The sequence below is a fragment of the Kribbella italica genome, from assembly GCF_014205135.1.
In the GTDB taxonomy this organism is placed as follows: Bacteria; Actinomycetota; Actinomycetes; order Propionibacteriales; family Kribbellaceae; genus Kribbella; species Kribbella italica.
In genome coordinates, this window is record NZ_JACHMY010000001.1 from 3,753,004 (window position 1) to 3,775,242 (window position 22,239).

24 protein-coding genes are annotated in these 22,239 nt (G+C 69.8%); 8 read left to right on the forward strand and 16 right to left on the reverse strand.

Annotated elements, in window-relative coordinates; translation table 11 throughout:
- On the forward strand, window positions 1-921 hold the full coding sequence (locus HDA39_RS17310) for a GNAT family N-acetyltransferase (RefSeq protein WP_337925777.1): 921 nt from the start codon (window positions 1-3) through the stop codon (window positions 919-921).
- On the opposite strand, the gene HDA39_RS17315 is transcribed toward HDA39_RS17310, so the two are convergent.
- The 5 genes from HDA39_RS17315 to HDA39_RS17335 form a co-directional block, all read right to left on the reverse strand.
- Complete coding sequence (locus HDA39_RS17315; protein ID WP_184796235.1) at window positions 918-1,607, reverse strand: PIG-L family deacetylase; 690 nt, start codon at window positions 1,605-1,607, stop codon at window positions 918-920. The two genes, HDA39_RS17310 and HDA39_RS17315, sit on opposite strands and share 4 nt — an antisense overlap.
- Before the next feature lie 62 nt (window positions 1,608-1,669).
- Window positions 1,670-2,434, reverse strand: a complete 765-nt coding sequence (locus HDA39_RS17320; protein ID WP_184796236.1) for an alpha/beta fold hydrolase — start codon at window positions 2,432-2,434, stop codon at window positions 1,670-1,672.
- 11 nt (window positions 2,435-2,445) lie between these two features.
- Complete coding sequence (locus tag HDA39_RS17325; RefSeq protein ID WP_184796237.1) at window positions 2,446-2,745, reverse strand: hypothetical protein; 300 nt, start codon at window positions 2,743-2,745, stop codon at window positions 2,446-2,448.
- 63 nt (window positions 2,746-2,808) lie between these two features.
- Complete coding sequence (locus HDA39_RS17330; protein ID WP_184796238.1) at window positions 2,809-4,197, reverse strand: M28 family peptidase; 1,389 nt, start codon at window positions 4,195-4,197, stop codon at window positions 2,809-2,811.
- 85 nt (window positions 4,198-4,282) lie between these two features.
- Window positions 4,283-5,338 (reverse strand): fatty acid desaturase family protein, encoded by a 1,056-nt coding sequence (locus HDA39_RS17335; RefSeq protein WP_184796239.1) that lies wholly within the window; start codon window positions 5,336-5,338, stop codon window positions 4,283-4,285.
- 217 nt (window positions 5,339-5,555) lie between these two features.
- Between HDA39_RS17335 and HDA39_RS17340 the strand changes: the two genes are divergently transcribed.
- The 3 genes from HDA39_RS17340 (at window position 5,556) to HDA39_RS17350 (ending at window position 7,970) form a co-directional block, all read left to right on the forward strand.
- Complete coding sequence (locus HDA39_RS17340) at window positions 5,556-6,863, forward strand: sensor histidine kinase (protein ID WP_184796240.1); 1,308 nt, start codon at window positions 5,556-5,558, stop codon at window positions 6,861-6,863.
- Window positions 6,815-7,462, forward strand: coding sequence for a response regulator (locus tag HDA39_RS17345; protein ID WP_184796241.1), 648 nt, complete (start codon window positions 6,815-6,817; stop codon window positions 7,460-7,462). Before HDA39_RS17340 ends, HDA39_RS17345 begins: the two co-directional genes overlap by 49 nt.
- 91 nt (window positions 7,463-7,553) lie before the next feature.
- Window positions 7,554-7,970 (forward strand): YciI family protein, encoded by a 417-nt coding sequence (locus HDA39_RS17350; RefSeq protein ID WP_184796242.1) that lies wholly within the window; start codon window positions 7,554-7,556, stop codon window positions 7,968-7,970.
- A 9-nt stretch (window positions 7,971-7,979) separates the two neighbouring features.
- Here the strand turns inward: HDA39_RS17350 and HDA39_RS17355 are convergent, their stop codons facing one another.
- From HDA39_RS17355 to HDA39_RS17375, 5 genes are all read right to left on the reverse strand, one after another.
- Window positions 7,980-8,492: a SigE family RNA polymerase sigma factor gene (locus tag HDA39_RS17355; protein ID WP_184796243.1), complete on the reverse strand. Its 513-nt coding sequence runs from the start codon at window positions 8,490-8,492 to the stop codon at window positions 7,980-7,982.
- 170 nt (window positions 8,493-8,662) lie between these two features.
- Complete coding sequence (locus HDA39_RS17360; RefSeq protein ID WP_184796244.1) at window positions 8,663-9,406, reverse strand: amino acid ABC transporter ATP-binding protein; 744 nt, start codon at window positions 9,404-9,406, stop codon at window positions 8,663-8,665.
- The gene (locus tag HDA39_RS17365) at window positions 9,403-10,254 is read right to left on the reverse strand and encodes an ABC transporter permease subunit (RefSeq protein ID WP_184796245.1); all 852 of its coding nucleotides are present in this window, start codon (window positions 10,252-10,254) and stop codon (window positions 9,403-9,405) included. Before HDA39_RS17365 ends, HDA39_RS17360 begins: the two co-directional genes overlap by 4 nt.
- A gap of 85 nt (window positions 10,255-10,339) precedes the next feature.
- Window positions 10,340-11,197 carry an ABC transporter substrate-binding protein gene (locus HDA39_RS17370; RefSeq protein WP_184796247.1) on the reverse strand — a complete coding sequence of 286 codons (858 nt, stop codon included), beginning with the start codon at window positions 11,195-11,197 and terminating at the stop codon, window positions 10,340-10,342.
- A gap of 9 nt (window positions 11,198-11,206) precedes the next feature.
- On the reverse strand, window positions 11,207-12,799 hold the full coding sequence (locus HDA39_RS17375) for an MFS transporter (RefSeq protein WP_184796248.1): 1,593 nt from the start codon (window positions 12,797-12,799) through the stop codon (window positions 11,207-11,209).
- Window positions 12,800-12,851: 52 nt separating this feature from the next.
- Between HDA39_RS17375 and soxR the strand changes: the two genes are divergently transcribed.
- The gene (gene soxR / locus HDA39_RS17380) at window positions 12,852-13,310 is read left to right on the forward strand and encodes a redox-sensitive transcriptional activator SoxR (protein WP_420488723.1); all 459 of its coding nucleotides are present in this window, start codon (window positions 12,852-12,854) and stop codon (window positions 13,308-13,310) included.
- 6 nt (window positions 13,311-13,316) lie between these two features.
- On the opposite strand, the gene HDA39_RS17385 is transcribed toward soxR, so the two are convergent.
- Window positions 13,317-14,135: a helix-turn-helix domain-containing protein gene (locus HDA39_RS17385; protein ID WP_337925778.1), complete on the reverse strand. Its 819-nt coding sequence runs from the start codon at window positions 14,133-14,135 to the stop codon at window positions 13,317-13,319.
- A 49-nt stretch (window positions 14,136-14,184) separates the two neighbouring features.
- On the opposite strand from HDA39_RS17385, the gene HDA39_RS17390 reads away from it, so the two are divergent.
- Window positions 14,185-14,985, forward strand: coding sequence for a phytanoyl-CoA dioxygenase family protein (locus tag HDA39_RS17390; protein WP_184796249.1), 801 nt, complete (start codon window positions 14,185-14,187; stop codon window positions 14,983-14,985).
- Here HDA39_RS17390 and HDA39_RS17395 read toward each other — a convergent pair.
- From HDA39_RS17395 to HDA39_RS17415, 5 genes are all read right to left on the reverse strand, one after another.
- The gene (locus HDA39_RS17395) at window positions 14,964-16,304 is read right to left on the reverse strand and encodes a hypothetical protein (RefSeq protein ID WP_184796250.1); all 1,341 of its coding nucleotides are present in this window, start codon (window positions 16,302-16,304) and stop codon (window positions 14,964-14,966) included. The two genes, HDA39_RS17390 and HDA39_RS17395, sit on opposite strands and share 22 nt — an antisense overlap.
- 42 nt (window positions 16,305-16,346) lie before the next feature.
- Window positions 16,347-17,642: a hypothetical protein gene (locus HDA39_RS17400; RefSeq protein WP_184796251.1), complete on the reverse strand. Its 1,296-nt coding sequence runs from the start codon at window positions 17,640-17,642 to the stop codon at window positions 16,347-16,349.
- Between the two features lie 250 nt (window positions 17,643-17,892).
- On the reverse strand, window positions 17,893-19,671 hold the full coding sequence (locus HDA39_RS17405; RefSeq protein ID WP_184796252.1) for a 3-hydroxyacyl-CoA dehydrogenase family protein: 1,779 nt from the start codon (window positions 19,669-19,671) through the stop codon (window positions 17,893-17,895).
- Window positions 19,672-19,745: 74 nt separating this feature from the next.
- Complete coding sequence (locus HDA39_RS17410) at window positions 19,746-20,204, reverse strand: NUDIX domain-containing protein (RefSeq protein ID WP_184796253.1); 459 nt, start codon at window positions 20,202-20,204, stop codon at window positions 19,746-19,748.
- On the reverse strand, window positions 20,201-21,175 hold the full coding sequence (locus tag HDA39_RS17415) for a class I SAM-dependent methyltransferase (RefSeq protein WP_238356079.1): 975 nt from the start codon (window positions 21,173-21,175) through the stop codon (window positions 20,201-20,203). Before HDA39_RS17415 ends, HDA39_RS17410 begins: the two co-directional genes overlap by 4 nt.
- 36 nt (window positions 21,176-21,211) lie before the next feature.
- Here HDA39_RS17415 and nucS point away from each other — a divergent pair, with 36 nt between their 5' ends.
- Both nucS and HDA39_RS17425 read left to right on the forward strand, forming a co-directional pair.
- A complete protein-coding gene (nucS, locus tag HDA39_RS17420) occupies window positions 21,212-21,871 on the forward strand; it encodes an endonuclease NucS (RefSeq protein WP_184796254.1) in 660 nt (219 codons plus the stop codon).
- A 90-nt stretch (window positions 21,872-21,961) separates the two neighbouring features.
- Complete coding sequence (locus HDA39_RS17425) at window positions 21,962-22,237, forward strand: hypothetical protein (RefSeq protein WP_184796256.1); 276 nt, start codon at window positions 21,962-21,964, stop codon at window positions 22,235-22,237.
- The last annotated feature ends 2 nt before the right edge of the window (window positions 22,238-22,239 follow it).

Genomic DNA, 22,239 nt, shown 5'->3' on the forward strand with positions numbered 1-22,239 from the left:
GTGCCCACGGCAACGGAACTGGCGGCGTACAGCCTGACCGCGCAGCACCCGGTCACCCGCACGTGGGTCGCCGACGACGTCCGTCTCGCGTTGCTCGCCGAGCAGCACGCGATGGACGTCGTCCTGGCGACCGATCTCGGGATCGCGACCCAGCGGGCCGAGCGGTTCGCGCCCGGGCATCCGCCGGAGCTGCTGCTCAACCGCTGGACGCCGGCCGGCGAGCTGCACGCGATGCTGAGCATGCGGTACGAGGGTGGTGACGCGTCCAAGCCGTTCGTGGATGCCACTCCCCTGTCGCGGGCGATCCGGGCGGAGGACCTGCAACCGTTGGCGGCAGCGGCGCGGCAGGCGTACGGGGTCTTCAGGCCGAAGTACCTGCGGCTGTGGAGTGCTGCGGCGGTTGGGCAGTTCGAAGGGACGCGTGTCGATCGGCGGTTCCTAGCGGGTTTGGTCAGGGATCTCCGCGACCACTTGAAGGTTCCGGCGGAGTTGACCTTCGCCCAGGCGACCCACCTCGGCAACTATCCGCGGGCGGTCGCGGCGTACGAAGCGATCGACCAAGCACACCCGAACCACCCCGACCAGGCACGCATCGAGACGGCCGAGGACCTGGCCGAGTCGATCGAGGCCGGGCTGCTGTACTACGTACTGGTCGACGGCGAGTGGGCCGGATACGTCGGTGCCCACGTCAACGACGAGACGCTCGGCCTGCCGGCGTACGTGGTCCAGGAGTTCATCCTCGACCCGGCGTACCGCGGCCGCGGGTACGGCCGCCACCTCCCGGCCCTGCTCGCCCAAGCGCTCCCGGACGACAAGCCGATCCTGCTCGGCGTCATCCACGCCGACAATCGATCCGCCCTCGAGGCCGCGAAGTCCTCGGGCCGGATCGACGTCGGCGGCTGGTTCCAGCTGCCGCTCTAGGCCGACAGCTTGCTGACCTCGGGACCCCGAGGGTCCAGCACGGCGCACGCCCGCGGGTAGCCGGCCTGGCACCCTCGCATCGTCATCAGCGCCGTGTAGTAGTCGATGTGCCGGAACCCGTCGGTCTCCCCCCGCGCGAAGGCCTGGTGCCGGATCGCGCTCACCCAGCGGTAGAACGCGTCGTCCGGGATCGGCACGTACGCCGTCGGCGCGAAGTCGCGCAGGTCCTCGGCGTGCTCGGTGTGCAGCAACGTCCGTACGGCGTGCCGCGGCAGCTCGTGGTCCATCGGCAGGTCGGCCAGGTAGATCGCCCGCTCGGTGATCCGCGCGGTGTGCTCGTGATCGCGCTGCGAGCTGTGCCGCCAGTGCGTGATCACCGTGTCGGGCTGCTGGTCGCGAATGATCGTCGCCAGCTCCAGCGCGACGTCGTCGGTGTCGGGCAGGAAGCCCTCGCTGTACCCGAGCACGATGAAGTCGGCGCCGATCGCGGTCGCGAACGCCTCGCCCTCGGCGACCTTCTGCTGCCGGTACTCGGCCGGCGAGAGCCGGGGATGACCGCGCTCCCCCGGCGTCAGCGCCACGATCGTCGCGTTCGCGCCCTCGAGCACGAGCTTGGCCAGCGTCGGCCCGGCCGACAGGTCCATGTCCCCGATGTGACCGCCGACGGCCAGCACTGATCGGTTCACCGGCACCTCCCGCTCGCGTGGTGGTAGAAAGTTACCTAGATGCTACGCGAACGGGCAACAATTCACACCAGGAACGGCGTCAGCACCGCCAGGAAGTCGTCCAGCCGCTCGGCGTGCACCCAGTGCCCGGCCTCGGTGATCACCTCGTACCGGACCTGCGGGAACAGCGCCTCGATCGCGGCCCGGTGATCCTGCCGCACGTAGTCGGACTTGCCGCCGTAGACGAAGAGCGTCGGGCCGTCGTACGCGCCGGTGACGCCGTCGGGCCAGCCCGAGATCTGCGACAGGGACGCCTCGATGACCTCCAGGTTCGGCCGCCAGCGAGCGCCCTGGTCGTCGAGGATCAGGTTCTGCAGCAGGAACGCCCGCGTCCCAGGCGTCGGCACGGCGTCCTGCAGCTGGGCGTCGACCTCCGCGCGGCGCTGGATGTTCGACAGGTCCGCACCACGCATCGCCTGGGAGTACTGCTCGAACTGCGGCGGGTACGCCACCGGCGCCGCGTCGACGACGACCAGCCGCTCGACCACCTCGGGGTGGGTCAGCGCGGTGAGCATCGCGGTCTTGCCGCCCATCGAGTGCCCGACCAGCGCGACCGGGCCGACGCCGAGCGCCTCGATCGTCTCGCGGACGTCCTCGGCCATCTCCGGGTACGTCATCGTCGGGACGTGCTCGGAGGTGCCGTGGTTGCGCAGGTCGAAGGCGAAGACCCGGTGCGACGCGGCCAGCCGGCGGGCGGCGGTCATCCAGTTCCGGCCGGAGCCGAACAGTCCGTGCATCACCACGACCGGCGTACCGCTCTCGCCGTACGACGTGACTGGAAGCTTCATACGAGGCCTTTCTAGCGACGGCGTTGCCAGCAGGTGGTGTGCCAGTGGCGGCGCTCGTCCAGGGACTGGGCGCCGCCGATCGCCGCGAGCAGGCTCGGGTTCTCCGGCCAGACCACCACGTGCGGCGTGTTCGGCAGGATCGTCTGGTCGCAGCCCGGGCAGCGGTACGCCTTGGTCGACGCCGTACCGCTGACCCGCCGCACGATCCAGTCCCCGTCGCCGCGGCTCTGGCGTTCCTGGGTACCACCGAGCAACGGCCGGTCACTGACCGGCCGTGTGTGCTTGGAGGGCTTGCGCCGACGAGGTGACATGTCGCCTCAAGGCTATCCGCCGACGGCAGGCCCTCCGCGCACGGGCTCCACGCACGGACTGGCTCAGCGGCGCCGGGCGACGGCGTACGCGGCGGTGCCGATCAGTTCCATCGAGACCTTGAGGCGTTCCAGGCTGACGTTCTTGGCGATGGTGTCCTCGGGCGAGTGGTACGGCGGTTCGAGCAGCGCCGGGGAGGACTCGCCGCGCCAGGAGAAGTTCGCCGCCGCGATGCCGACCTCCTGGAAGGACTGGTGGTCGCTGGCTCCGCGGGTGACCGGGCCGACCAGCTGCGCGTCGTACCCGAGACGCTGGCCGGAAGCCCGTACGGCGTTCGTCGCGGTGTTGGCGAGTCCGTCGAAGGAAAGCAGCCAGTAGACGATCGCCGGGTCCCAGCTGGTCGCGACCATGTCGTTCTGGAACACGGCGCGGTAGCGGTCACGCTGGTCCTGCGCGAGCTGCGCCACGTGGTAGCGCGAGCCGATCAGGCCCTGCTCCTCGGAGCCCCACAGCGCGAACCGCAGCGTCGCCTCGGTCGGCAGCTTCGCCAGGACGCGCGCGAGCTCGAGCGTGAGGACCGTGCCGGAGCCGTCGTCGTTCGCGCCCGGCGCGCCGATCACCGTGTCGTAGTGGCCGGAGACCATCACGATCGGCGCGTTGCTGCCCTTGCCGCGGCGTTCGCCGATCACGTTGTTCGAGATCAGGCTGCGGTGGGCCGTCGTACCGATCGACAGCGGCAACGAGGTCACCACGGCGAGTGCCTCCCGCAGCAACCGCTTCTGGACCTGCGCCACGCCGATCACCGGGATCGGCGCGTCGGTCAGCCCGCTCGGCGAGAACGCGGAGGCCCGGCGGGGAAACACCTGGTCGGCCGGCAGCAGGATCACCGCGACCGCACCCCGCGAGGCCGCCTCGGCGACGAACCCGGGCCGCGCCGCGGCGGTGTCATCGGCCAGTACGACGGCGCCGGCGACGTCCGCCGGCCAGACCGGCGCGGTCGCGGGCCCGACGTCGCGCGCCGGACCCTGGACGGTCACGTTGAGCTTGCCGCCCGGTGCCGCGCCCGCCTGCCAGCAGATGTCGTCCGGCAACAGGTTGCGCAGGTCACCGATCTGGGCGGTGAACTTGTCCGCGACCGGGAACGGTTCGAGGCGGGTCCGGTAGCCGAACCTGTTCAGCTGGCCGGCCAGGTAGTCCGCGGCCCGCTTCTCGCTGACCGTGCCCCCGATCCGGGGGCCGATCTGCTCGGACAGCACCTTCAGGTGCTGCAGCGCGCGGTCCGAGGAGATCCCGTTGACGATCTGCCGGTCGTACTTGTCCAGCGCCGGTGGGCGAACCGCCCCCGGTCGCTGGTCGTCCGCTGCCCAGGCAGGCGTGGACAGGGCGGTGGCGGCGGTCGCGCCGGCGACGGCTCCGAGCAAGCCGCGACGACTCAAACCGGACGTGTCGGTCATGCAGGTCTCCCTCGTACAAGGTCGGCCCCGAGACCAGGAACCTAACCGATTCCGGCCCCGGGCGCCGTACCTCGCGGAGAGTTGCTCACTTCGAATGCTGTGCGCGCAGCTCGCTGCCCACCTCGTGCATGTGTCCCAGACCCATCCTGTACGACTCGATCAGGCCCGTACTCAGGTACGGCATCCCGATCTTCTCGCAGTACGCACGGACGATCGGTTGCGCGAACCGCAGGTTGGCCCGCGGCATGCTCGGGAACAGGTGGTGCTCGATCTGGTAGTTCAGGCCGCCCATCATCCAGTCGGTGACCAGGTCGCCGTCGACGTTGCGCGAAGTGAGGACCTGCTTCTCCAGGTGGCCCCAGTTGCTGTCGTCGTCCGGCATCTCCATGCCCTTGTGGTTCGGCGCGAAGACGCTGCCCAGGTGCAGGCCGAACAGCGCGTGGTGCAGCGCGGCGAACGCGATCGCCTTGCCCGGCGACATCACCAGGAACAGGGCGGTGAAGTACAGCGTCAGGTGCGCGGCCATCAGCATCAGCTCGACGCGGGCCTCGTGACGCTTGCGTCGGCCGACCAGGAACAGCACGCTCGACACCTTGAGGTTGAGGCCCTCGAGGGTGAGCAGCGGGAAGAAGATCTTCGCCTGGTGCCGGCTCAGCCAGCCGTGCAGACCGGTCCTGCCCTCGGCCTGTTCGAGCGTCCAGACCAGCACGCCCTCGCCGACGTCCGGGTCCTTGTCGGTGTGGTTCGGGTTGGCGTGGTGGCGGTTGTGCTTGTCGTTCCACCAGCCGTAGCTCATCCCGCAGAGCAGGTTGCCGTGCAGCTGCCCGATCAGGTCGTGCACCTTGCGGGAGCTGCCGATCTGCTGGTGCCCGGCGTCGTGCCCGAAGAACGCGGCCCGGGTGGTGAAGATCGCGAGCGGGATCGTCAGCAGCAGCTGCAGCCACGAGTTGCCCAGCAGGACCACGCCGGCCCAGGTCGCCGCGATCAGCGCCATGTTCAGCCCGATCGCGATCACGTACGACGCCGTACGGCGTTCCAGCAGGCCGGCCTCGCGGACCTCGCGCAGCAAGGGGGAGAAATCGCTGCCCTTCGCCTGTTTCGTCCGTGCGGGGGTATGGGCAAGCGCAAGTGGCTGTGCCATCTGGTGCCTCGTTTCTGAGCGGTGGAGGCCTTGGCGTACAGCCACGACCAGGGTACGTGATCCAGCCTGGTGCCCATTCACGCTCGGCACACGCGTGCTACCACCCGGGCGATCTGGGGGTTAAGCACCTGGTCAGGGTGGGTCTAGCACCCCTGAGCCGGACCCGGGACTCGGTCATGATGGAGGCAGTTCGCTCGACCTCACCACGGGAGACACGATGACCACCCTCCAGAACGCCACCTCGGCGCCGCCACTGCGGTTCCCGCGGCTGGCGCAGCCCTTCGTCGCGCTCGGGCTGGCCGTTCTGGCCGAGATCGGGATCGCGTTCTTCGTGCTCAACGTGGTCTCGGTGCCGCTGATCGCGGTCTGGGTCGGGATCCCGATGCTGCTGGTCTTCGTGCCCTGCGTGCGCTGGTTCGCCAACTGTCACCGCACGATCATGTCGGGCTTCCTCGGCGTACGGATCCAGCGTCCTTACCGCAAGCCGCCGATGCCCGGCATGCTGATGTGGCTGCGGACGACGCTCTCCGACCCGGCCACCTGGCGCGACATCGCCTGGCTGCTGGTCAACGCCGTGATCGGCTTCACACTGAACCTGCTGTCCTTCGTCCTGTTCGTGGCGTCGGTGTTCTACCTGATCTACCCGTTCCTGGTCTGGGTGACGCCGGCCGGCGTGTTCGACGAGCCGTTCGGTGGGGCGATCCTGCCCACGCTGACCCCGCTGACCGCCTTCATGATGGTGCCGCTCGGGCTCGTCGCGTTCCTGATCTGGTCGGCGGCCGGTGAGCGGCTGCTGCGGGCCAACGCGTTCCTGGCCAAGTCGCTGCTCGGCCCGACCGAGAACGCCCAGCTGGCGATCCGGGTCCGGGAGCTGGCCGAGTCCCGCGCCGAGACCGTCGACACCCAGGCCGCCGAGCTGCGCCGGATCGAGCGGGACCTGCACGACGGGGCCCAGGCCCGGCTGGCCGCGCTGAGCATGAACCTCGGGATGGCCGAGGAGATGGTGGCCCGCGACCCGGAGCAGGCCGCGGCGCTGCTCACCGAGGCCCGCGAGTCGGCCAGTACGGCGCTGTCGGAGCTACGCGACCTGGTCCGCGGCATCCATCCGCCGGTACTCGCCGACCGGGGACTGGACGGCGCGGTCAACGCGCTGGCGCTGACCTGCCCGTTCAAGGTCGACGTCACGTACGACGTACCGGGTCGTCCGCCGGCCCCCGTCGAGTCCGCCGCGTACTTCGCGGTCGCCGAGGCACTGGCCAACGCGGTCAAGTACTCCGCCGCGACGAACGCCTGGGTCCAGATCACCCACGAGGACGAGCGGCTGCACATCATCGTCGGCGACGACGGCGTCGGTGGGGCGACGGTCACAGTGGGCGGTGGACTCTACGGAATCCAGCGGCGACTGGCCGCCTTCGACGGTACGTTGACGGTGGTCAGCCCGACCGGCGGGCCGACCACCGTGATCATGGAGTTGCCTTGCGAGTCCTCATCGCTGAAGATCACGCCCTCCTCCGGGACGGCCTGATCCGGCTGCTGGAAGCCCACGACTTCACCGTCGTCGAAGCCGTCGACAACGGCCCCCGGCTGGTCCCGGCGCTCGTCGAGCACCGGCCGGACGTGGCCGTCGTCGACGTCCGGCTTCCCCCGACCTTCACCGACGAGGGCCTCAAGGCCGCCATCGAGGCCCGCCGCCAGGTCCCCGGCCTGCCGATCCTGGTGCTGTCGCAGTACGTCGAGCAGCTCTACGCCCGCGAGCTCCTCACCGGCGGAGGCGGCGCGGTCGGCTACCTGCTCAAGGACCGCGTCTCCAACGTCGCCGAGTTCCTCGACTCGGTCCGCCGCGTCGCCGCCGGCGGCACCGCGATGGACCCCGACGTCATCGGCCAGCTCCTCGCCCGCAGCACCCGCGACTCCCCCGTCACCCGCCTGACCCCCCGCGAGTCCGAGGTCCTCGGCCTGATGGCCGAAGGCCGCTCCAACGCCGCCATCGCCGCCGCCCTCTTCGTCACCGAGAAGGCGGTCAGCAAACACACCAACAACATCTTCGCCAAGCTCGACCTCCCCCCGTCCGAAGACGACAACCGCCGCGTGATGGCGGTTCTGACGTACCTGTCGTCGCGTTAGATTTTTTCTTTGACGGGGATGTCGAGGACTTGGCGTCGGGTTCGTCCCCTGGGTGAGAGCGCCGCTGGGGTGCTGAACAGAGGAGACCGGGATGACGAAGTTCCTGCTGATCGTGGACTACAACGGTGGGGCGATCGACACGCCGATGACCGAGTGGGCGCCGGAGGACGTGAAGGCGCACATGGACTACTACGAGAAGCTCAACGCCGAGCTGCTGGCCTCGGGCGAGCTGATCGGTGGCGAGGCGCTGACCGGGCCGGAGCTGGCGAAGTCCGTGACGTCGGACGGGGTGTCGGCGCCGGTGATCACCGACGGGCCGTACCTGGAGGCGAAGGAGCTGCTGGCCGGCTTCCAGGTCATCGACGTCGAGTCCGAGGAGCGGGCCATCGAGATCGCCGCGCTGGTCTCGCAGGTTCCTGGCCCCGGCGGGGTGCCGACGCAGCAGCCGATCGGCGTACGGCGGGTCATGCAGGAGGCCGACTACCAGGAGCTCAACCCGCTCGGCTGAAGGGCGCGGCTACGCCGTACGCCGGAGGTCGTGCAGGGACGGATCCAGCCGGAGCCGCGACAGGGCCCGGCTGGTCTGGCTCTTGATCGTCCCGACGGAGCAGCCCGCCAGCTCGGCGGTCTGCACCTCGGTCAGGTCCATCAGGAAACGCAGTACGACGGCCCGGCGCATCGATCGCGGCAGCCGGGCCACTGCTGCCACCAGAACGAAGTCCCGTTCGAGCTGCTCAGCGCTTTCGGCCGGCGTGGCGACCACCGGCAGCTGGTCGGTCGGGAACTCCTGCTTGCCCTTCTTCACCCGCCACAACGCGCGGCAGGTGTTCACCAGGACCTGGCGCACGTAGCCGCTGGGGTCGTCGGCCCGAATCGTGTCCCACACCAGCCAGCACTTCAGGAGCGTCGTCTGCACGAGGTCCTCGGCCAGGCCTCGGTCCGGGACCAGGAAGTACGCCGTCCGCAGCAGGCCGTCGTACCGGGCCGCGACGAACTCACTGAAGCCGGTGGTGCCGGGCTGGGACGTCACCGCGGTTCTCCCGTCGATCGAGCCGGCGCGCGGCGCTGACTTCGAAACTAGAACGGGTCGCGGCACTGTTCGCCCTACTTCGGCCACAGCCGAATTCGCCGGGCCCGCACCGGATCGGTGCTAGAGCGCCCGCGGTGGACGCTCGGCGGAGGGGACGTCCGCCTGAGGTTCTACAGCCGCCCGGCGTTGGTGATGCGGCGGAGGAACTCCTGGGTGCGGGGCTCTCGCGGGGTGCCCAGCACCTGGCTGGGTGGACCCGATTCCAGGAGGCGGCCTTGGTCGAGGAAGCAGATCTGGTCGGCGACCTCGCGGGCGAAGGTCATTTCGTGGGTGCAGATCAGCATGGTGATGCCGTCGGACTTGAGGTCCTTGAGGAGGTCGAGGACCTCGCCGACGAGCTCGGGGTCGAGGGCTGAGGTGACCTCGTCCAGGAGCATCAGCTTGGGGTTGTTGACCAGGGCGCGCGCGATGGCGGCGCGTTGCTGCTGGCCGCCGGAGAGGTTGTCCGGGCGGGCGGTGGCCTTGTCGGCCAGGCCTACCCGGTCGAGCATCTCCATCGCCCGGGCGCGCGCTGCGGGCTTGGCGACGCCGTGGACCCGGATCGGAGCGAGGGTGACGTTGTCCAGGACGGACAGGTGCGGGAACAGGTTGTAGGACTGGAAGACGATGCCGATGCCGGAGCGGATCCGGTCGGCGTCGGCGCGGGGGTCGGTGATGTCCTCGCCGTCGAGCTCGATGACGCCGTCGTCGACGGTCTCCAGGAGGTTGACGCAGCGCAGCAGCGTCGACTTGCCGGAGCCGGACGCGCCGATCAGGACGACGCACTGGCCGGCGTCGACGTCGAGGTCGAAGTCGTCGAGGACCACGTTGGTCCCGTAGGTCTTGCGGACACCGCGCAGCGACAGCAGGGTCATACCGGACCACCTCCCCCGCCGTACCAGCCTTGCCGGCGGGCGACCCAGTCGGTCAGCCGCGTGAGCGGAATGGTCAACGCGACGAACAGGATCCCGGCCACGACGTACGGCGTGAAGTTGAAGTCCTCCGCGGTCTCGAGCTGTGCGGCGCGGATCGCGTCGATGACGCCGAGGACCGCGATCAGGCCGGAGTCCTTCTGCAGCGAGACGAAGTCGTTGAGCAGCGGCGGCATGACCCGGCGAACGGCCTGCGGGAGGACGACGAAGCGCAGCGTCTGCCGGTGGGACAGCCCGAGCGATCGCGCGGCCGCGCGCTGGGACGGGTGGATCGACTCGATCCCGGCGCGGAAGACCTCGGCGACGTACGACGAGTAGGTCAGCACCAGCGCGGCACCACCCCAGATCACCGCTTCGTTCGGCAGCCCACGCAACTGCAGCGCGGGAACACCGAAGCCGAGCAGGAAGATCACCAGCAGCAACGGCAGACCACGGAACACGTCCGTGTACGCCGCCGCGAAGATCCGCAGCGGAAAGAAGATCGGGCCGCGCAGTGTCCGCATGATCGCGAGCGTCAGCCCGAGAACGACGATCAGCACGGCGCAGACCAGCATCACCCGCACGTTCAACCAGAGGCCCTGGGCAACGACCGGCAGCGCCTCCCAACCGCGCTCGACGTTGAAGAAGGTCTCCCGCACCCGCGGCCAGCCCGGCGTCGAACCGATCCCGACCGCGAGCAGCGCCACCAGGACGACGGTGCTGACGGCCGCGATCACGCCCGACCGCACGGTCCGTCGCCGCCGGTACGCCAGCCGCTCGAGCTGCAGCGCCGACGGTTGCCAGTCGCTCACAGCGCTCCCCGGACGATCGGGCCGAACCTTCGCCCGGCGAGGCGCACCGCCCGCCGAGCCGCCCGGCTGACGCCGTGTGAGGTCATCACGAGAGCTCCGGCGCGCCTTCCGCGGTCAGGTACTGCTGCTGGAGTTTGGCCAGCGTGCCGTCGGCCTTCAGCCCGTCGACGGCCTTGGAGACGCAGGCGGTCAGCGCCGAGCCCTTCTCCAGCACGAACCCGAACTGCTCGGCCTGACCACCGGCCGGGAGCTGGCCGACGATCTTGCCGTTGTCGAGCTGCGCCGCGGTCATGTAGAAGCCGGTCGGCAGATCGACCACGATGCCGTCGATCTGCTTGTTCTTCAGGGCTTGCACGGCCAGGTCGTTGGTGTCGTACACCGCGGGGGTCTGCTTGGGCTTGATCACGTCCCGCAGCGACGTGTAGCTGGTCGTGCCGACCTGGGCGCCGAGCTTGGCGTCGGCCAGCTCGGCCACCGACTTGACGTCGGCGATCTTGCTGCCGGCCGTGGTGATCACGGTCTGCCGGACGTCGTAGTACCCCGACGAGAAGTCGACCGCCTTGCGCCGGTCCTCGGAGATCGAGATCTGGTTGACGTCCAGGTCGAACTTCTTCGGCCCCGGCGCGAACGCCGCGTTGAACTGCACGGTCTGCCACTTCACCTCGGTCTCCGCGAACCCGAGGCTCTTCGCGACCGCGTAGGTCACCGCCGACTCGTACCCCTTGCCGTTGGCCGGGTCGTCGTCGGTGAACCACGGCGCGTACGCCGGCTTGTCAGTGCCGACGGTGAACGCGCCCGCGGTCTTCAGTGCGAGCTTGTCCTTGCTGCAGGCATCGGCCCCGCTCGGGCTCGGCGTACCGGACGACTCGTCCTCCGGAGCGCACGCGGACACTGCGACAACGACGAGGGTGGCCAGCACCGCCACGGCAGACCGAAGATTCATGGCAGCAGACTAGAGCCCACCGCCGACCCCGGTCGCCCGATTCCACGCTTTCGCCCGAAACAGCAGGAAGAATGCCGGTTCAGTTCGCTGCGAGGGCCGGTTCGGTTCCGGCGGTCGCCGTCGACCGAGGACCACCAGGACGGTCGCGGCGACCATGACCGTGAGAGCGGCCGACACCAGTGCGCTGATCCCGAAGCCGCTGGTGAAGGCCGAGCGGGCGGAGGCCAGGAGCGTCTCGGATTCGGCGGGTGGAAGGTGAGCCGCGGCAGCGACCGCCGCGGTCAGGTTCTCGCCGGCCGGGCCTGTGGTGTCGTGCATGTCCGCGCGGTAGGCGACCGTGATGACGCTGCCCAGGATCGCCATTCCCAGGCCGCCGCCCAGCTGCGGTGCGGTGGAGGCGATCGCCGACGCCGCACCGGCCCGGCCGGCGGGAGCGCTGCCGATCACGATGTCCGTCGCGAGCGCCATCATCGGTCCCAGACCGGCTGAGACGACGGTCATCGCCGCGACGAGCACGACCAACGGCGTCCCCGGATCGATCCCGCCGAGCGTCACGAACCCCGCGCTGGACAGCAGCAGCCCGCTGCCGATGATCCGCCCGGCGGGCACCTTCCGCGCCAGCCGGGTCGCGCCGAGCGAGCCGGCGATCACACCGAGCGCGGGCGGCGCGGTCCACAGGCCGGCGGTCAACGGATCCAGCCCGGCCACCAGCTGCAGGTACTGGGCGACGGCGTAGTTCGTCCCCCAGAGCACGAAGATCCCGAACACCAGCGTGAGCGTCGCCGTACTGAAGGCGCGGTCGGCGAAGAGCCGCAGATCGATCATCGGATCGGCCAGCCGGCGCTGACGGCGGACGAACGCCGTCGCGCACGCCAGCCCGGCCGCGATCGCTGCGAAGGCCGTCAGCTCCAGACCGGCCGCGGCTAACTGCTTGAGCCCGTAGACGATCACGAGCACGGCGGCGATCGAGAGAGCCGCGCTGCGGAGGTCGAGGCTGCGCGCGTCCGGCGCCTTGTGCTCGGGCAGTGTCAGCGGCCCGACGACCACGAGGGCCAGCATGAGCGGAATGGGCAGCAGGAACGCCGAACCCCACCAGAAATGATCGAGCAGCCAGCCCCCGAGGAGCGGGCCGATCGCCGTACCGGCGGAGATCGCGGCGACGACGATGCCGACCGCTTGGGTCCGCTGGCGCGGCTCGGTGAACAGTACGACGGTGAGCGCGAGAACCGACGGCATGAGCGTCGCTCCCGCGATGCCGAGCAGGGCCCGGACCGCGACGAGAACCTCGGGATTCGGCGCGTAGGCGGCGATCACCGACAGCACGCTGAAGCTGATCGCGCCACCGATCAGGAGGCGGCGCCGCCCGATCCGGTCGCCCAGCGCCCCCATCACCACGAGCGTGCCGGCCAGCAGGAACGCGTACCCGTCGACGATCCACAGCATCTGCGTACTGGACGCACCCAGGTCGCGCCCGATCGCCGGCAGGGCCAGATGGGTGATGGTCAGCTCGAGCGAGGCCAGCAGGGCGGGGATGACCAGGACGGCCAGGCCGACCCACTCCCGCCGTCCGGCCAGCCGGGATCCGGTGGTGTCAGTGGTCATGACGCCATCCTCAAACCTCAGGTTAACCCGAGGTCAAGCTAGGCTGGTGCGCGTGGTGGACCCGAACGCCGAGCTCACGATCGGTCAGCTGGCCAAGCGCGCCGGCGTCACCGTGACAACACTGCACTTCTACGAGGAACGCGGCCTGATCCAGAGCCGGCGGACCGCCGGCAACCAGCGCAGGTTCCCGCGGCACGCCCTGCGCAGGATCGCGTTCGTCCGGGTGGCCCAGCGCGTCGGCATCCCGCTGCGGGAGATCGGCGAGGCACTGAGCGAGCTGCCGACGGATCAGGCGCCGACCCAGGAGGACTGGGAGCAGCTCTCGACAACCTGGCAGGCCGACCTCGATCTGCGGATCAAACAGCTCGTCCGGCTCCGCGACAAGCTCACCGACTGCATCGGCTGCGGCTGTCTCTCGCTGGAGCGCTGCCTGTTGCGCAACCGCGACGACAAGCTCGGCGCGACCGGCACCGGCCCGCGTCGGCTCTGGGTGAACCCGCCGAAGGGCTGAACGCTTTCAGCCCTTCCGGTACGCCGTGGGCGTGGCCCCGGTGTGCTGGCGGAAGCGGGTCGAGAAGTACAGCGGGTTGGTGAAGCCGACCTCCGCGGCGACCGAGGAGACCGGGCGAGCAGTCAGCTCGAGCAGCCGGCGCGCGGCCTCGATCCGGCGGCGTTCGACGAACTGCTGGGGCGCGATGCCGAGCTGGGCGCGGAACAGGTGCGCGAACCGGGACGGCGACAGGTTGGCGGCGCGCGCGAGCCGGGGTACGCCGAGATCGGCCTTGAGGTCGCGGTCGATCAGCTCGATCGCGCGGAGCAGCCGGTCGTCGATCGGGGTTGCCCTCGGGTTCTGGGTGTCGGCCCAGATCAGCGCCGCCTCCAGCGCGTTGACGGCGAGCAGCTCGCCCTGGGCCAGCACGCTGGACTGGTGGCGGACGACGGCGGCAAGATGGCCGGCGATCCGGGCGGCGGCTTGCTCGCTCGGGTGCAGCTGCAGGATGCCCGGCGCGACCTCGGGCCAGTCGAGCAGCGGCGTCCAGTCGGGCTTCGGGTGGAAGTGCGCGTAGAGGAAATGCCAGTGCCGCAGCGTGGGCTCAACCCCGTAGTCGTGCAGGGTCCCGGGTTTCACCAGCGTGAGGCTCTCCGGGGCCGCCACCACGTCGGAGTACGCCGTGCCCAGGCGTCCCCGGCCGTTGAGGGTGTGAAAGAGCAGCCAGTCGGTGGTGCCGCGACGCCGGTACGTCGTGTAATCGGGTCCCTCGTCGAACTCACCGGCCATCAGACGCCGTACGGTCGGCGTGAACGAGTCGGGTCTAGCAGGATCTCGAAGGTTCACAGCTCAATAGGTTATCCACTCCGGCGACGGCGGCGCGCAGACTCGGAGTATGACGAGCACAGCGTCCGAGACCGTCGCCGACGTCTACGCGCGGGAAGGTGTGGTCCAGGTCCCCGGCCTGGTCAGCCCCGCCGAGGTCGAGCGGATCAGGACTGTTTTCATGGACCAGGTCGCGGCGGACCACTCGCTGGCGATCGACGACGGCGTACCGGCGGACGACCCGCTGGCGCGGTACCCACGGTTCGTGCACCCGCATCGCCGGACCGATGTCGAGGCCGGGCGGCTGTCACTGGAGCTGATGCTCGACAGCCGAATCCTCGATGTGGTGACCGCGCTGATCGGGCCCTCGCTGGGGGCCCAGTCGATGTTCTACTTCAAGCCGCCGGGAGCGCGGGGGCAGGCGCTGCACCAGGACAACACGTTCCTGCGGGCCGACCCGGAGACCTGCCTGGCCGCGTGGATCGCGATCGACGACGTGGACGCGGAGAACGGCGGGCTGGCCGTCGTACCGGGTTCGCACCGCACCGAGCTGGTGTGTCCCGAGCCGGCGGATCTGGCCGAGTCGTTCACCAACGCCGAGGTACCGGTGCCGGACGGGCTGCGCAAGGTGCAGACCAAGATGGCGGCCGGGGACGTGCTGTTCTTCCACGGCAGCGTCGTGCACGGGTCGCGGCCGAACTCCAGCACCGATCGCTTCCGGCGTTCGCTGATCTTCCACTACGTGCCGGAAGCAAGCACCGAGATCGCCACGTTCTACGACCCGCTGGTGCGGCCGGACCGGCGTACGGTCTCCATCCCGGCGGCCATCGGCGGCGGGCCGTGCGGCGACTACGCCGACGCGGAGCCGTGAGCCAGCCGCGGCCTGGAGGCCAGGCCGCTGATGGTCGCAGCCAGACCGAGTACGACGGCCGCGATCAGCAATGAGGTCAGGGATCTGGCGGGGGTGAAGGCCGTCTGGTTGGCGTGGGCCTCGGCTGCTGCACCGGCCAGGCAGGTCGCGAGCGTCACGCCGAGCAGACCGGTCGAGAGAGCCAGCCAGCGCAGGTAGAGCTTGCCGAGGGAGATCTGGTGGGCGCGCCCGGCGAATCGCAGGCTCGAGCTGGAAGGTGCTGGACGGCGGATGCCCCACTGGTCGTAGACGTGCTGGGGCATCAGCTCGTTCAGGCGGTGGATGGTTGCCATGCCTTTTTGCAGGGAGTCGCTGTTCAAGCCGGTCTCTTGGTAGGTCAGCAGGACGTCGCGGTCGACCACCAAGCCGAGCGGACGGTTGTCCAAGAGGGTTTGCATCACTCGCGGGTGCAGCACTGCCATGAGGTACGGCGGTTGCTCGCCGATCACGTCGTACGAGCGGTTGAACTCCGCGCTTTCCAAAGACAGGTCGGAACGGGTCAGGCCGCTGCCTGGGCGGACTTCAAGTGCGGGGAGCTCCTGCTGCAACTGCCGGCCGACGAAGACCGACAGCCGCCGACGGCGGAAGAGGATTCCGTGCCCTTCGAGCCAGCGGACCTCAAAGGCCAGGGCGTGTTCAGCCTGTACGACGTTGCGGACGACGCGGAACCGGCCGATCGGGAGCGGGAGCGGCGCGGCGGGGAGGTCTGCCGGACGCTTGGTGCTCGGGTGGGCGGGGAGGTCTGCCGGACGCTTGGTGCTCGGGTGGGCGGGGAGGTCTGCCGGCTGCTTGGTGCTCGGGTGGGCGGGCTGTCGGGTGGCCTGGGGTAGTTCGCGGCTTGCGTGCCAGCCGTTGGCTCGGGCCGTGTCCACCAGCGCGCGGGTGGTTGCTCGGGGCCACGAGTAGGCGATCAGCAGGACGGCTGCGATGAGGAGGAGCAGGAACGGCGCGAGGGCGATCGCGGTGAAGGCTGCTCGGTCGCGGGCGTCGTACAGGCTCCAGACGACGCGTGCTCCGCAGGCGAGAACAGCGATCACCGCGATCCAGCGGACGACTCGGCCCGTGGCGCCGGCGACCATGGTGAGGACGAACGCAGCCGGTACGACGAGCAGGACGACCAGGACCATCGTCGAGGACCAGCCGGGCCAGTCCGCTCCGACGACGTTCGGCATGAGGATCAGGCCGAGCCCGGTGATGACGAGGATGAGCGGGAAGGCGATCGTCTGCACGACCTCGCTCGCCTCGGACCGCAGCGAGGGGCTGGACGGCTGGGTGGTCACGCCTCGGAGTCTTGCAGGTGAAGGGTCGGTGCGCGGTGATTGTCAGTCCTGGCCGAAGAGTCGGATGACCTCGGCGATCCAGTGCTCCGGCGAGAACGCCCAGGCCGCTGCCTCGGTCTCGTCTGCGTGAACCAGCAGGCGGTGCCACGAGACGAGGCGGTGTACCACGTGGAGGGGCAGGGCTGCCTCGAGCTCGGCGTGGAGTACGTCGAGGGGTGCGAGGTCGGTCCACTGGTGGAGGTAGGCGTCGGTGATCTCGGCGAGGCGTGGATCGTCCTCGGCCCAGCTGTTGGGGTCATCGGGGTCGACCAGCGCGGCGTGAACGCAGGCGAGCGTGACGAACGGGTGGGCCCAGAGCGCGTCACCGAAGTCGAAGAACCGAAACGGCGCGGTGGGACTCGCGGCGAACACGTTGTGGGCGTGCAGATCGTTCTGGTCGAGCGCCAAGGGGATCGCACCGGAGAACTTCGCACCCCAGCCAGCGAGGTTGTCAGCCGCCCGATGGAGCTGGTCGAGCTGGGGACCGGGGGCGCGGAAGCGGTGAACGGGCGCAGCACCGGCCGAACGCAGGCTGGCCGTGGCGCCGGGGGCGGGGGCGCCGGGTGCGAGAGCGTCGGGCGCAGCACCAGGCACGACGACATCGGGCCCGGAGCCGCGCACGAAAGCCCCCGGCGCGGGGGTATCGGGTGCGAGGGCATCGGGCGTAGCGCCAGGCACGAAGGCATCGGGTGCAGCGGCGGGCGCGAAGGGGGCGGGCTCGGAGCGGAGGGCGAGGGGGTGGGTGGGGCTGAGGTTGGCGAACCAGTCGGCGATTTCGTGGACGGTTTCGGCGAGTTGGTCCGGGGCTAGGCGGGTCAGGCCGGTGGCGAGCAGGGCTTGTTCGGCGGGGATGGTGTCGCGTTGCAGTCCGGCGTACTCGATGACCAGGCGGCGCCACAGGAGTAGCGGGTCGACCTGGGTGAGTTGTTCGTCGAGGGTCGCGCCTTGGTCGGCTGTGAGGAGCCAGCCGTGGGTGGGTTCGATCGCGAGTGGGGCGATCACGTGCTGTGGGAGCTCTCGGGCCATCGCGTCGACGAGGGCGGCCTCGAAGGACTGGCCGGGGTTGTTCTCCTTGAACCAGTAGAGACCGCGGTCGGTCGGGTAGCACCAGACGGCTGCCCAGAAGCGGATCTTGTACGGGACCGGCTCACCGGTGACAGCGATCCCGGCGGCGGCCAGTTGCTCGCGCACCCACGCGTCGGCGGGCGCGAACCAGTCCGCTCCGGTCCACCGGCGGACCCACTGACCCTCGGCGTCCTTCTGCAACGACCGGGGCTTCGGCGGCTGACGGGCTTCCATCTCAGGAGAGTAGGACGCCCGTCAGCACGGCCGCATCTGGATTAGGACTCACGCGGTCGAGCCGACGTCCGCGGGCAGCCGGGCTGACGGCAGCCAGGCCCACGGCAAAGAGCAGCCGGGCGCGACGGGAAGCAGGCCGACGACCACACGCAGCCCGACCGGCGGCGACGAGCAGCCGGGCGACGCCCAAGAGCAGGCGGGCTGACGGCCACGAGCCGCCGGGCCCGCGACGGGGCCGACGACGCAGCGCTCAGTTGGCGTAGTCGCGGAAGCCTCGGCCTGTTTTGCGGCCCAGGTAGCCAGCGGTGACCAGGTGTTCCAGCAGCGGCGCGGGAGCGAAGCCGGGCTCGCGGAACTCGAGGTACAGCGTGCGCTGGATTGCGAGCGACACGTCCAGGCCGACCACGTCCAGCAGTTCGAACGGGCCCATCGGGAGGCGGCAGCCGAGCTTCATGGCGGCGTCGATGTCGTCGACGCCGGCGTAGTGGGCTTCGAGCATGCGGACGGCGTCGTTCAGGTACGGGAAGAGCAGCGCGTTGACGATGAAGCCGGCGCGGTCCCCGCAGCGCACGGGGTGCTTGCCTGCGGCAACGGCTACGGCGGCGACGGTGTCGGCGACCTCGGGCGAGGTGCTGACGGTGCTGACGACCTCGACGAGCTTCATCACCGGGGCCGGGTTGAAGAAGTGCACGCCGACCACGTCGGCCGGGCGCTTGGTGGCCATGGCGAGGTCGATGACCGGAAGGCTCGACGTGGTGGTGGCGAGAACGGCGCCGGGCTTGCAGATCTCGTCGAAGGTCTCGAACAGCGCCTGCTTGACGCTGAGCTCCTCGACGACCGCCTCGATCACCAGGTCGGCGGTGGCGAGGTCGTCGAGCTTGGCCGTCCCGACGATGCGGGTGAGCGCCGCGTCGCGCTCCTCCGACGACAGCTTGCCGCGCTGAACGCCCTTCTCCAGCGAGCGTTCCAGGCCGGCGCGGACCCGGTCGACCTTCTCGGTGCCGCGGGCGACGTACAGCACGTCGTACCCGGCCTTGGCGAGGACCTCGATGATGCCGACGGCCATCGTGCCGGAGCCGACCACGCCGACCTGCTTGATCGGGCGGACCGTGGTCTCGTCACCGTTGACCCGCGGCGTCAGGTCGTCGTCCACCGCGACGGGCGAGTCCGGCGACTCGTACGTGTAGAAGCCGCGGCCGGTCTTGCGGCCGAGCAGGCCCGCCGTGACCATCTGCTTGAGGATCGGCGCCGGCGCGTGCAGCCGGTTGCGGCCCTGCTTGTACATCGTGTCGAGGATCTCGTACGCCGTGTCGAGGCCGATCAGGTCGAGCAGCGCGAGCGGGCCCATCGGGTACCCGCAGCCGAGCCGCATCGCCGCGTCGACGTCCTCGCGGGTGGCGTAGCGCGACTCGACCATCGAGACGGCGTGGTTCAGGTACCCGAACAGGAGCGCGTTGGCGATGAAGCCGGCCCGGTCCGCCGCGACGACCGGGACCTTGTCGAGCCTGCGGGCCAGCGCGAGCACGTCCTCGACGACGTCCGGCTCGGTGACGACGGTCTTGATCACCTCGACGAACTCCTGCACGGGGGCGGGGTTGAAGAAGTGCATGCCGACGACCCGGCGCGGGCGCTCGGTGGCCACGGAGATCTCGGTGACCGACAGGGACGAGGTGTTGGTGGCCAGGATCGCGTCCTCGCGGACCACCTTGTCGAGCGCGGAGAAGATCTCGCGCTTCAGCTCGAGCCGCTCGATCACCGCCTCGATCACCAGGTCGCAGTCGGCCAGCGCCTCGATCTCGGTGGCGAACGTCACCCGGTCGAACAGCGCCTGCTGGTCCTCGACCGACAGCTTGCCGCGCTTGACCGCCCGGTCGGTGGAGTGCTGGATGTGCCCGCGGCCGCGCTCGACCGCCTGCTCGTCCCGCTCCACCCCGACCACGGTCAAGCCGTGCCGGGCGAACACTTCCGCGATCCCGGCTCCCATCGTGCCGAGCCCGACCACACCGACTGTCTGCAGTTCACGCGCCATGGCCGCAGTGTGCCAGTCGCCCGCTGGTCTGCCCATGAGATGAGTCACCTGGGAGGTCAACCTCACACGCTCGGTCACGTGGGCTCCTCGTCGAAGGTCGGGGGCTCGGCTAGCCAGGTCTCCAGTAGGTGGTGGGGACTCGCGGCGTGCTGGAGAGCGGTGGCGATGGGTGTCGGGCGGAGGCTCTGGTGGGTGAGATCGGTCGGTGGGAGCCAGACCGCGCGGTAGCTGCCGGAGTCGGACGTCGGTGGGGAGGTCAGCTCGGCGCCGGTGCCCGTGCCGAAGGTGCCGCTGAGCGCGGTTGCGACGTAGTAGTGCTGGGTGGTGAGCCGGAAGTTCACGACGGCGGCGAGGCCGTGCAGCTTGACGATCAGGCCGAGTTCTTCGTGTGATTCGCGGACGGCGGCTTCGGCGGAGGTCTCGCCTGGTTCCACGCCGCCGCCGGGGAGGGTGTGGTAGCGGCGGCCGGACCGGACGCGTTCGATGGCGGCGACGCCGTCGTCGGTGAGCAGGATGATGCCGGCGCGAATCATCCGGCGGCCCGGTCGGCGAGGATGTGGAACCAGCTGCCCGCGCGGGTCTCACCACGGTCGAGGTGCTGGATGCGCCAGCCGGTCGAGGTCAGGAGAGCGCGGAGTGGGGTTTCCTGCCAGAGGGTGAACTGGCGGGGAAGGTCGAGGTAGCGGTTCGACCATTCGACGCCTTCGCCCTCTCGGGTGGTGAAGGCGAGCCGTGGGGCGGCCACGGCCGATCGGGTGAGGACGTGGGCCAGCTGGTCGGCGGTGAAGTGGAGGAAGACCGCATCGGCGAAGACGAGATCGTAGGGACCGCCGTAGTCATCGGTCAGTGCGTCCAGCAGATCGGCCTTGAAGCCGTCGGCGCGCATCATCTCGACGAACGCGAGCGTGGCATCGGTACGCCGGACCTGATGGCCTCGCCGTTCCAACTCCGCGGCGTCGCGGCCGGTGCCGCTGCCGAGCTCCAGCACCATCCCGCCGGAGGGAAGCGCTTTGTCGACCAGCCGGATCAGGTTGTCGTTCGGGTCGCGGGGAATCGACGTACGGAAACTGTCGGCGCGTTGCTCGTAGGTCTGCACGGTGACGGCGTTCGCGGCCTGCAACAACCCGTCGGCGACGACGGCCGTCCAGCCGTCCCCGGTGTGCTCGACGACCGCGGGCAGGCGGACGCCAAGGTCCGCGCCAAGGAGGACGACGGTCTCACCTCGGTGGAGGTCGGCGATCTCCTGCAGCCGGTCGAGCGGGTCGTCGACGGTGCTGAACGGCACGCCGAGCGCGGCGGCCAACTCCTCGCCGGGAGTGGGTGCGACGGCGAACACCGCCGTGATGCGTTCGCTCTCGAAGATCGCCGGAGGTGAGCCAGGCAGTGGGAGCAGGATTCGGGTAGGGCACATCAGGTTCATCGGTTGGTCCCCCAGGAAGTCGTCGTGCGTCCAGATTCGCAGTTGGGGGCGGACGGCACCAGGAACTCGACCGGCACTCTTCATGCACTCTTCCGGCCCTTTGGACTACGGTGTCTCCTCGTGCGCCTGGTGATTGCAAAGTGCTCCGTGGACTACTCCGGCCGGCTGACCGCCCATCTCCCGATGGCGCCGCGGTTGCTGATGGTGAAGGCGGACGGCTCTGTCCTGATCCACGCCGACGGCGGGTCGTACAAGCCGCTGAACTGGATGTCTCCCCCGTGCAAGCTGACCGAGGAAGACGGCGTCTGGAGCGTCACCAACAAGGCCGGCGAGGAACTGCGGATCACCTTCGAGGAGGTGCTCAGCGACACGGCGTACGAGCTGGGCCTGGATCCCGGGCTGATCAAGGACGGCGTCGAGGCGCACCTGCAGGAACTGCTCGCCGAGCACGTGACCACCTTCGGCGAAGGCTGGACCCTGGTCCGCCGGGAGTACCCGACCGCGATCGGGCCGGTCGACCTGCTCTGCCGCGACGCCGACGGCCGGCACGTCGCGGTCGAGATCAAGCGCCGCGGCGAGATCGACGGCGTCGAGCAGCTCACCCGGTACGTCGAGCTGCTGAACCGCGATCCCCTGCTCGCGCCGGTCCGCGGCGTCTTCGCCGCCCAGCTGATCAAGCCGCAGGCCCAGTTCCTGGCCACGGACCGTGGCCTGGACTGCGTGACGGTCGACTACGACGCCCTCCGCGGCATGGAATCCGACGTCCTGCGACTGTTCTAGTCCAGTCAGAATCTGAGAAAACAGCCGGATTTGCCCGATTTCGGGCAGATCCTTGGTATCGACGCGTCCAACCAGCACAGTTGTCGGGTGATGAGTGAGGTGACGCAGCCCAGCGACGAGCTGGTCGATCAGGTCAGCCGGACCACCGGTCTGACCACCGAGGACGCCCGGCGCGTGGTCGCCGACGTGCTCGCGTACTTCACCGAGACCACCGAGGAGTACGTCCGGCGCCGTCACCGCGAGCTGCAGACCTACGGCGCGCGCAACGACGAGATCTTCGCCCGGCTCGGCGACGAGCTGCGGCACTGGCCGGTCCGCTCCCCCGAACTGTCTGCCCGGCAGCTACGACGGATCGTCTACGGCTGACC

Coding starts and splice junctions, on each gene's coding strand:
- HDA39_RS17320 (WP_184796236.1), bottom strand. CDS start 2,434: ATGAAGCTTCCAGTCACGTCGTACGGCGAGAGCGGTACGCCGGTCGTG.
- HDA39_RS17325 (WP_184796237.1), bottom strand. CDS start 2,745: ATGTCACCTCGTCGGCGCAAGCCCTCCAAGCACACACGGCCGGTCAGT.
- HDA39_RS17330 (WP_184796238.1), bottom strand. CDS start 4,197: ATGACCGACACGTCCGGTTTGAGTCGTCGCGGCTTGCTCGGAGCCGTC.
- HDA39_RS17335 (WP_184796239.1), bottom strand. CDS start 5,338: ATGGCACAGCCACTTGCGCTTGCCCATACCCCCGCACGGACGAAACAG.
- HDA39_RS17340 (WP_184796240.1), top strand. CDS start 5,556: ATGACCACCCTCCAGAACGCCACCTCGGCGCCGCCACTGCGGTTCCCG.
- HDA39_RS17350 (WP_184796242.1), top strand. CDS start 7,554: ATGACGAAGTTCCTGCTGATCGTGGACTACAACGGTGGGGCGATCGAC.
- HDA39_RS17360 (WP_184796244.1), bottom strand. CDS start 9,406: ATGACCCTGCTGTCGCTGCGCGGTGTCCGCAAGACCTACGGGACCAAC.
- HDA39_RS17370 (WP_184796247.1), bottom strand. CDS start 11,197: ATGAATCTTCGGTCTGCCGTGGCGGTGCTGGCCACCCTCGTCGTTGTC.
- HDA39_RS17375 (WP_184796248.1), bottom strand. CDS start 12,799: ATGACCACTGACACCACCGGATCCCGGCTGGCCGGACGGCGGGAGTGG.
- HDA39_RS17390 (WP_184796249.1), top strand. CDS start 14,185: ATGACGAGCACAGCGTCCGAGACCGTCGCCGACGTCTACGCGCGGGAA.
- HDA39_RS17400 (WP_184796251.1), bottom strand. CDS start 17,642: ATGGAAGCCCGTCAGCCGCCGAAGCCCCGGTCGTTGCAGAAGGACGCC.
- HDA39_RS17405 (WP_184796252.1), bottom strand. CDS start 19,671: ATGGCGCGTGAACTGCAGACAGTCGGTGTGGTCGGGCTCGGCACGATG.
- HDA39_RS17410 (WP_184796253.1), bottom strand. CDS start 20,204: ATGATTCGCGCCGGCATCATCCTGCTCACCGACGACGGCGTCGCCGCC.
- HDA39_RS17415 (WP_238356079.1), bottom strand. CDS start 21,175: ATGAAGAGTGCCGGTCGAGTTCCTGGTGCCGTCCGCCCCCAACTGCGA.
- HDA39_RS17425 (WP_184796256.1), top strand. CDS start 21,962: ATGAGTGAGGTGACGCAGCCCAGCGACGAGCTGGTCGATCAGGTCAGC.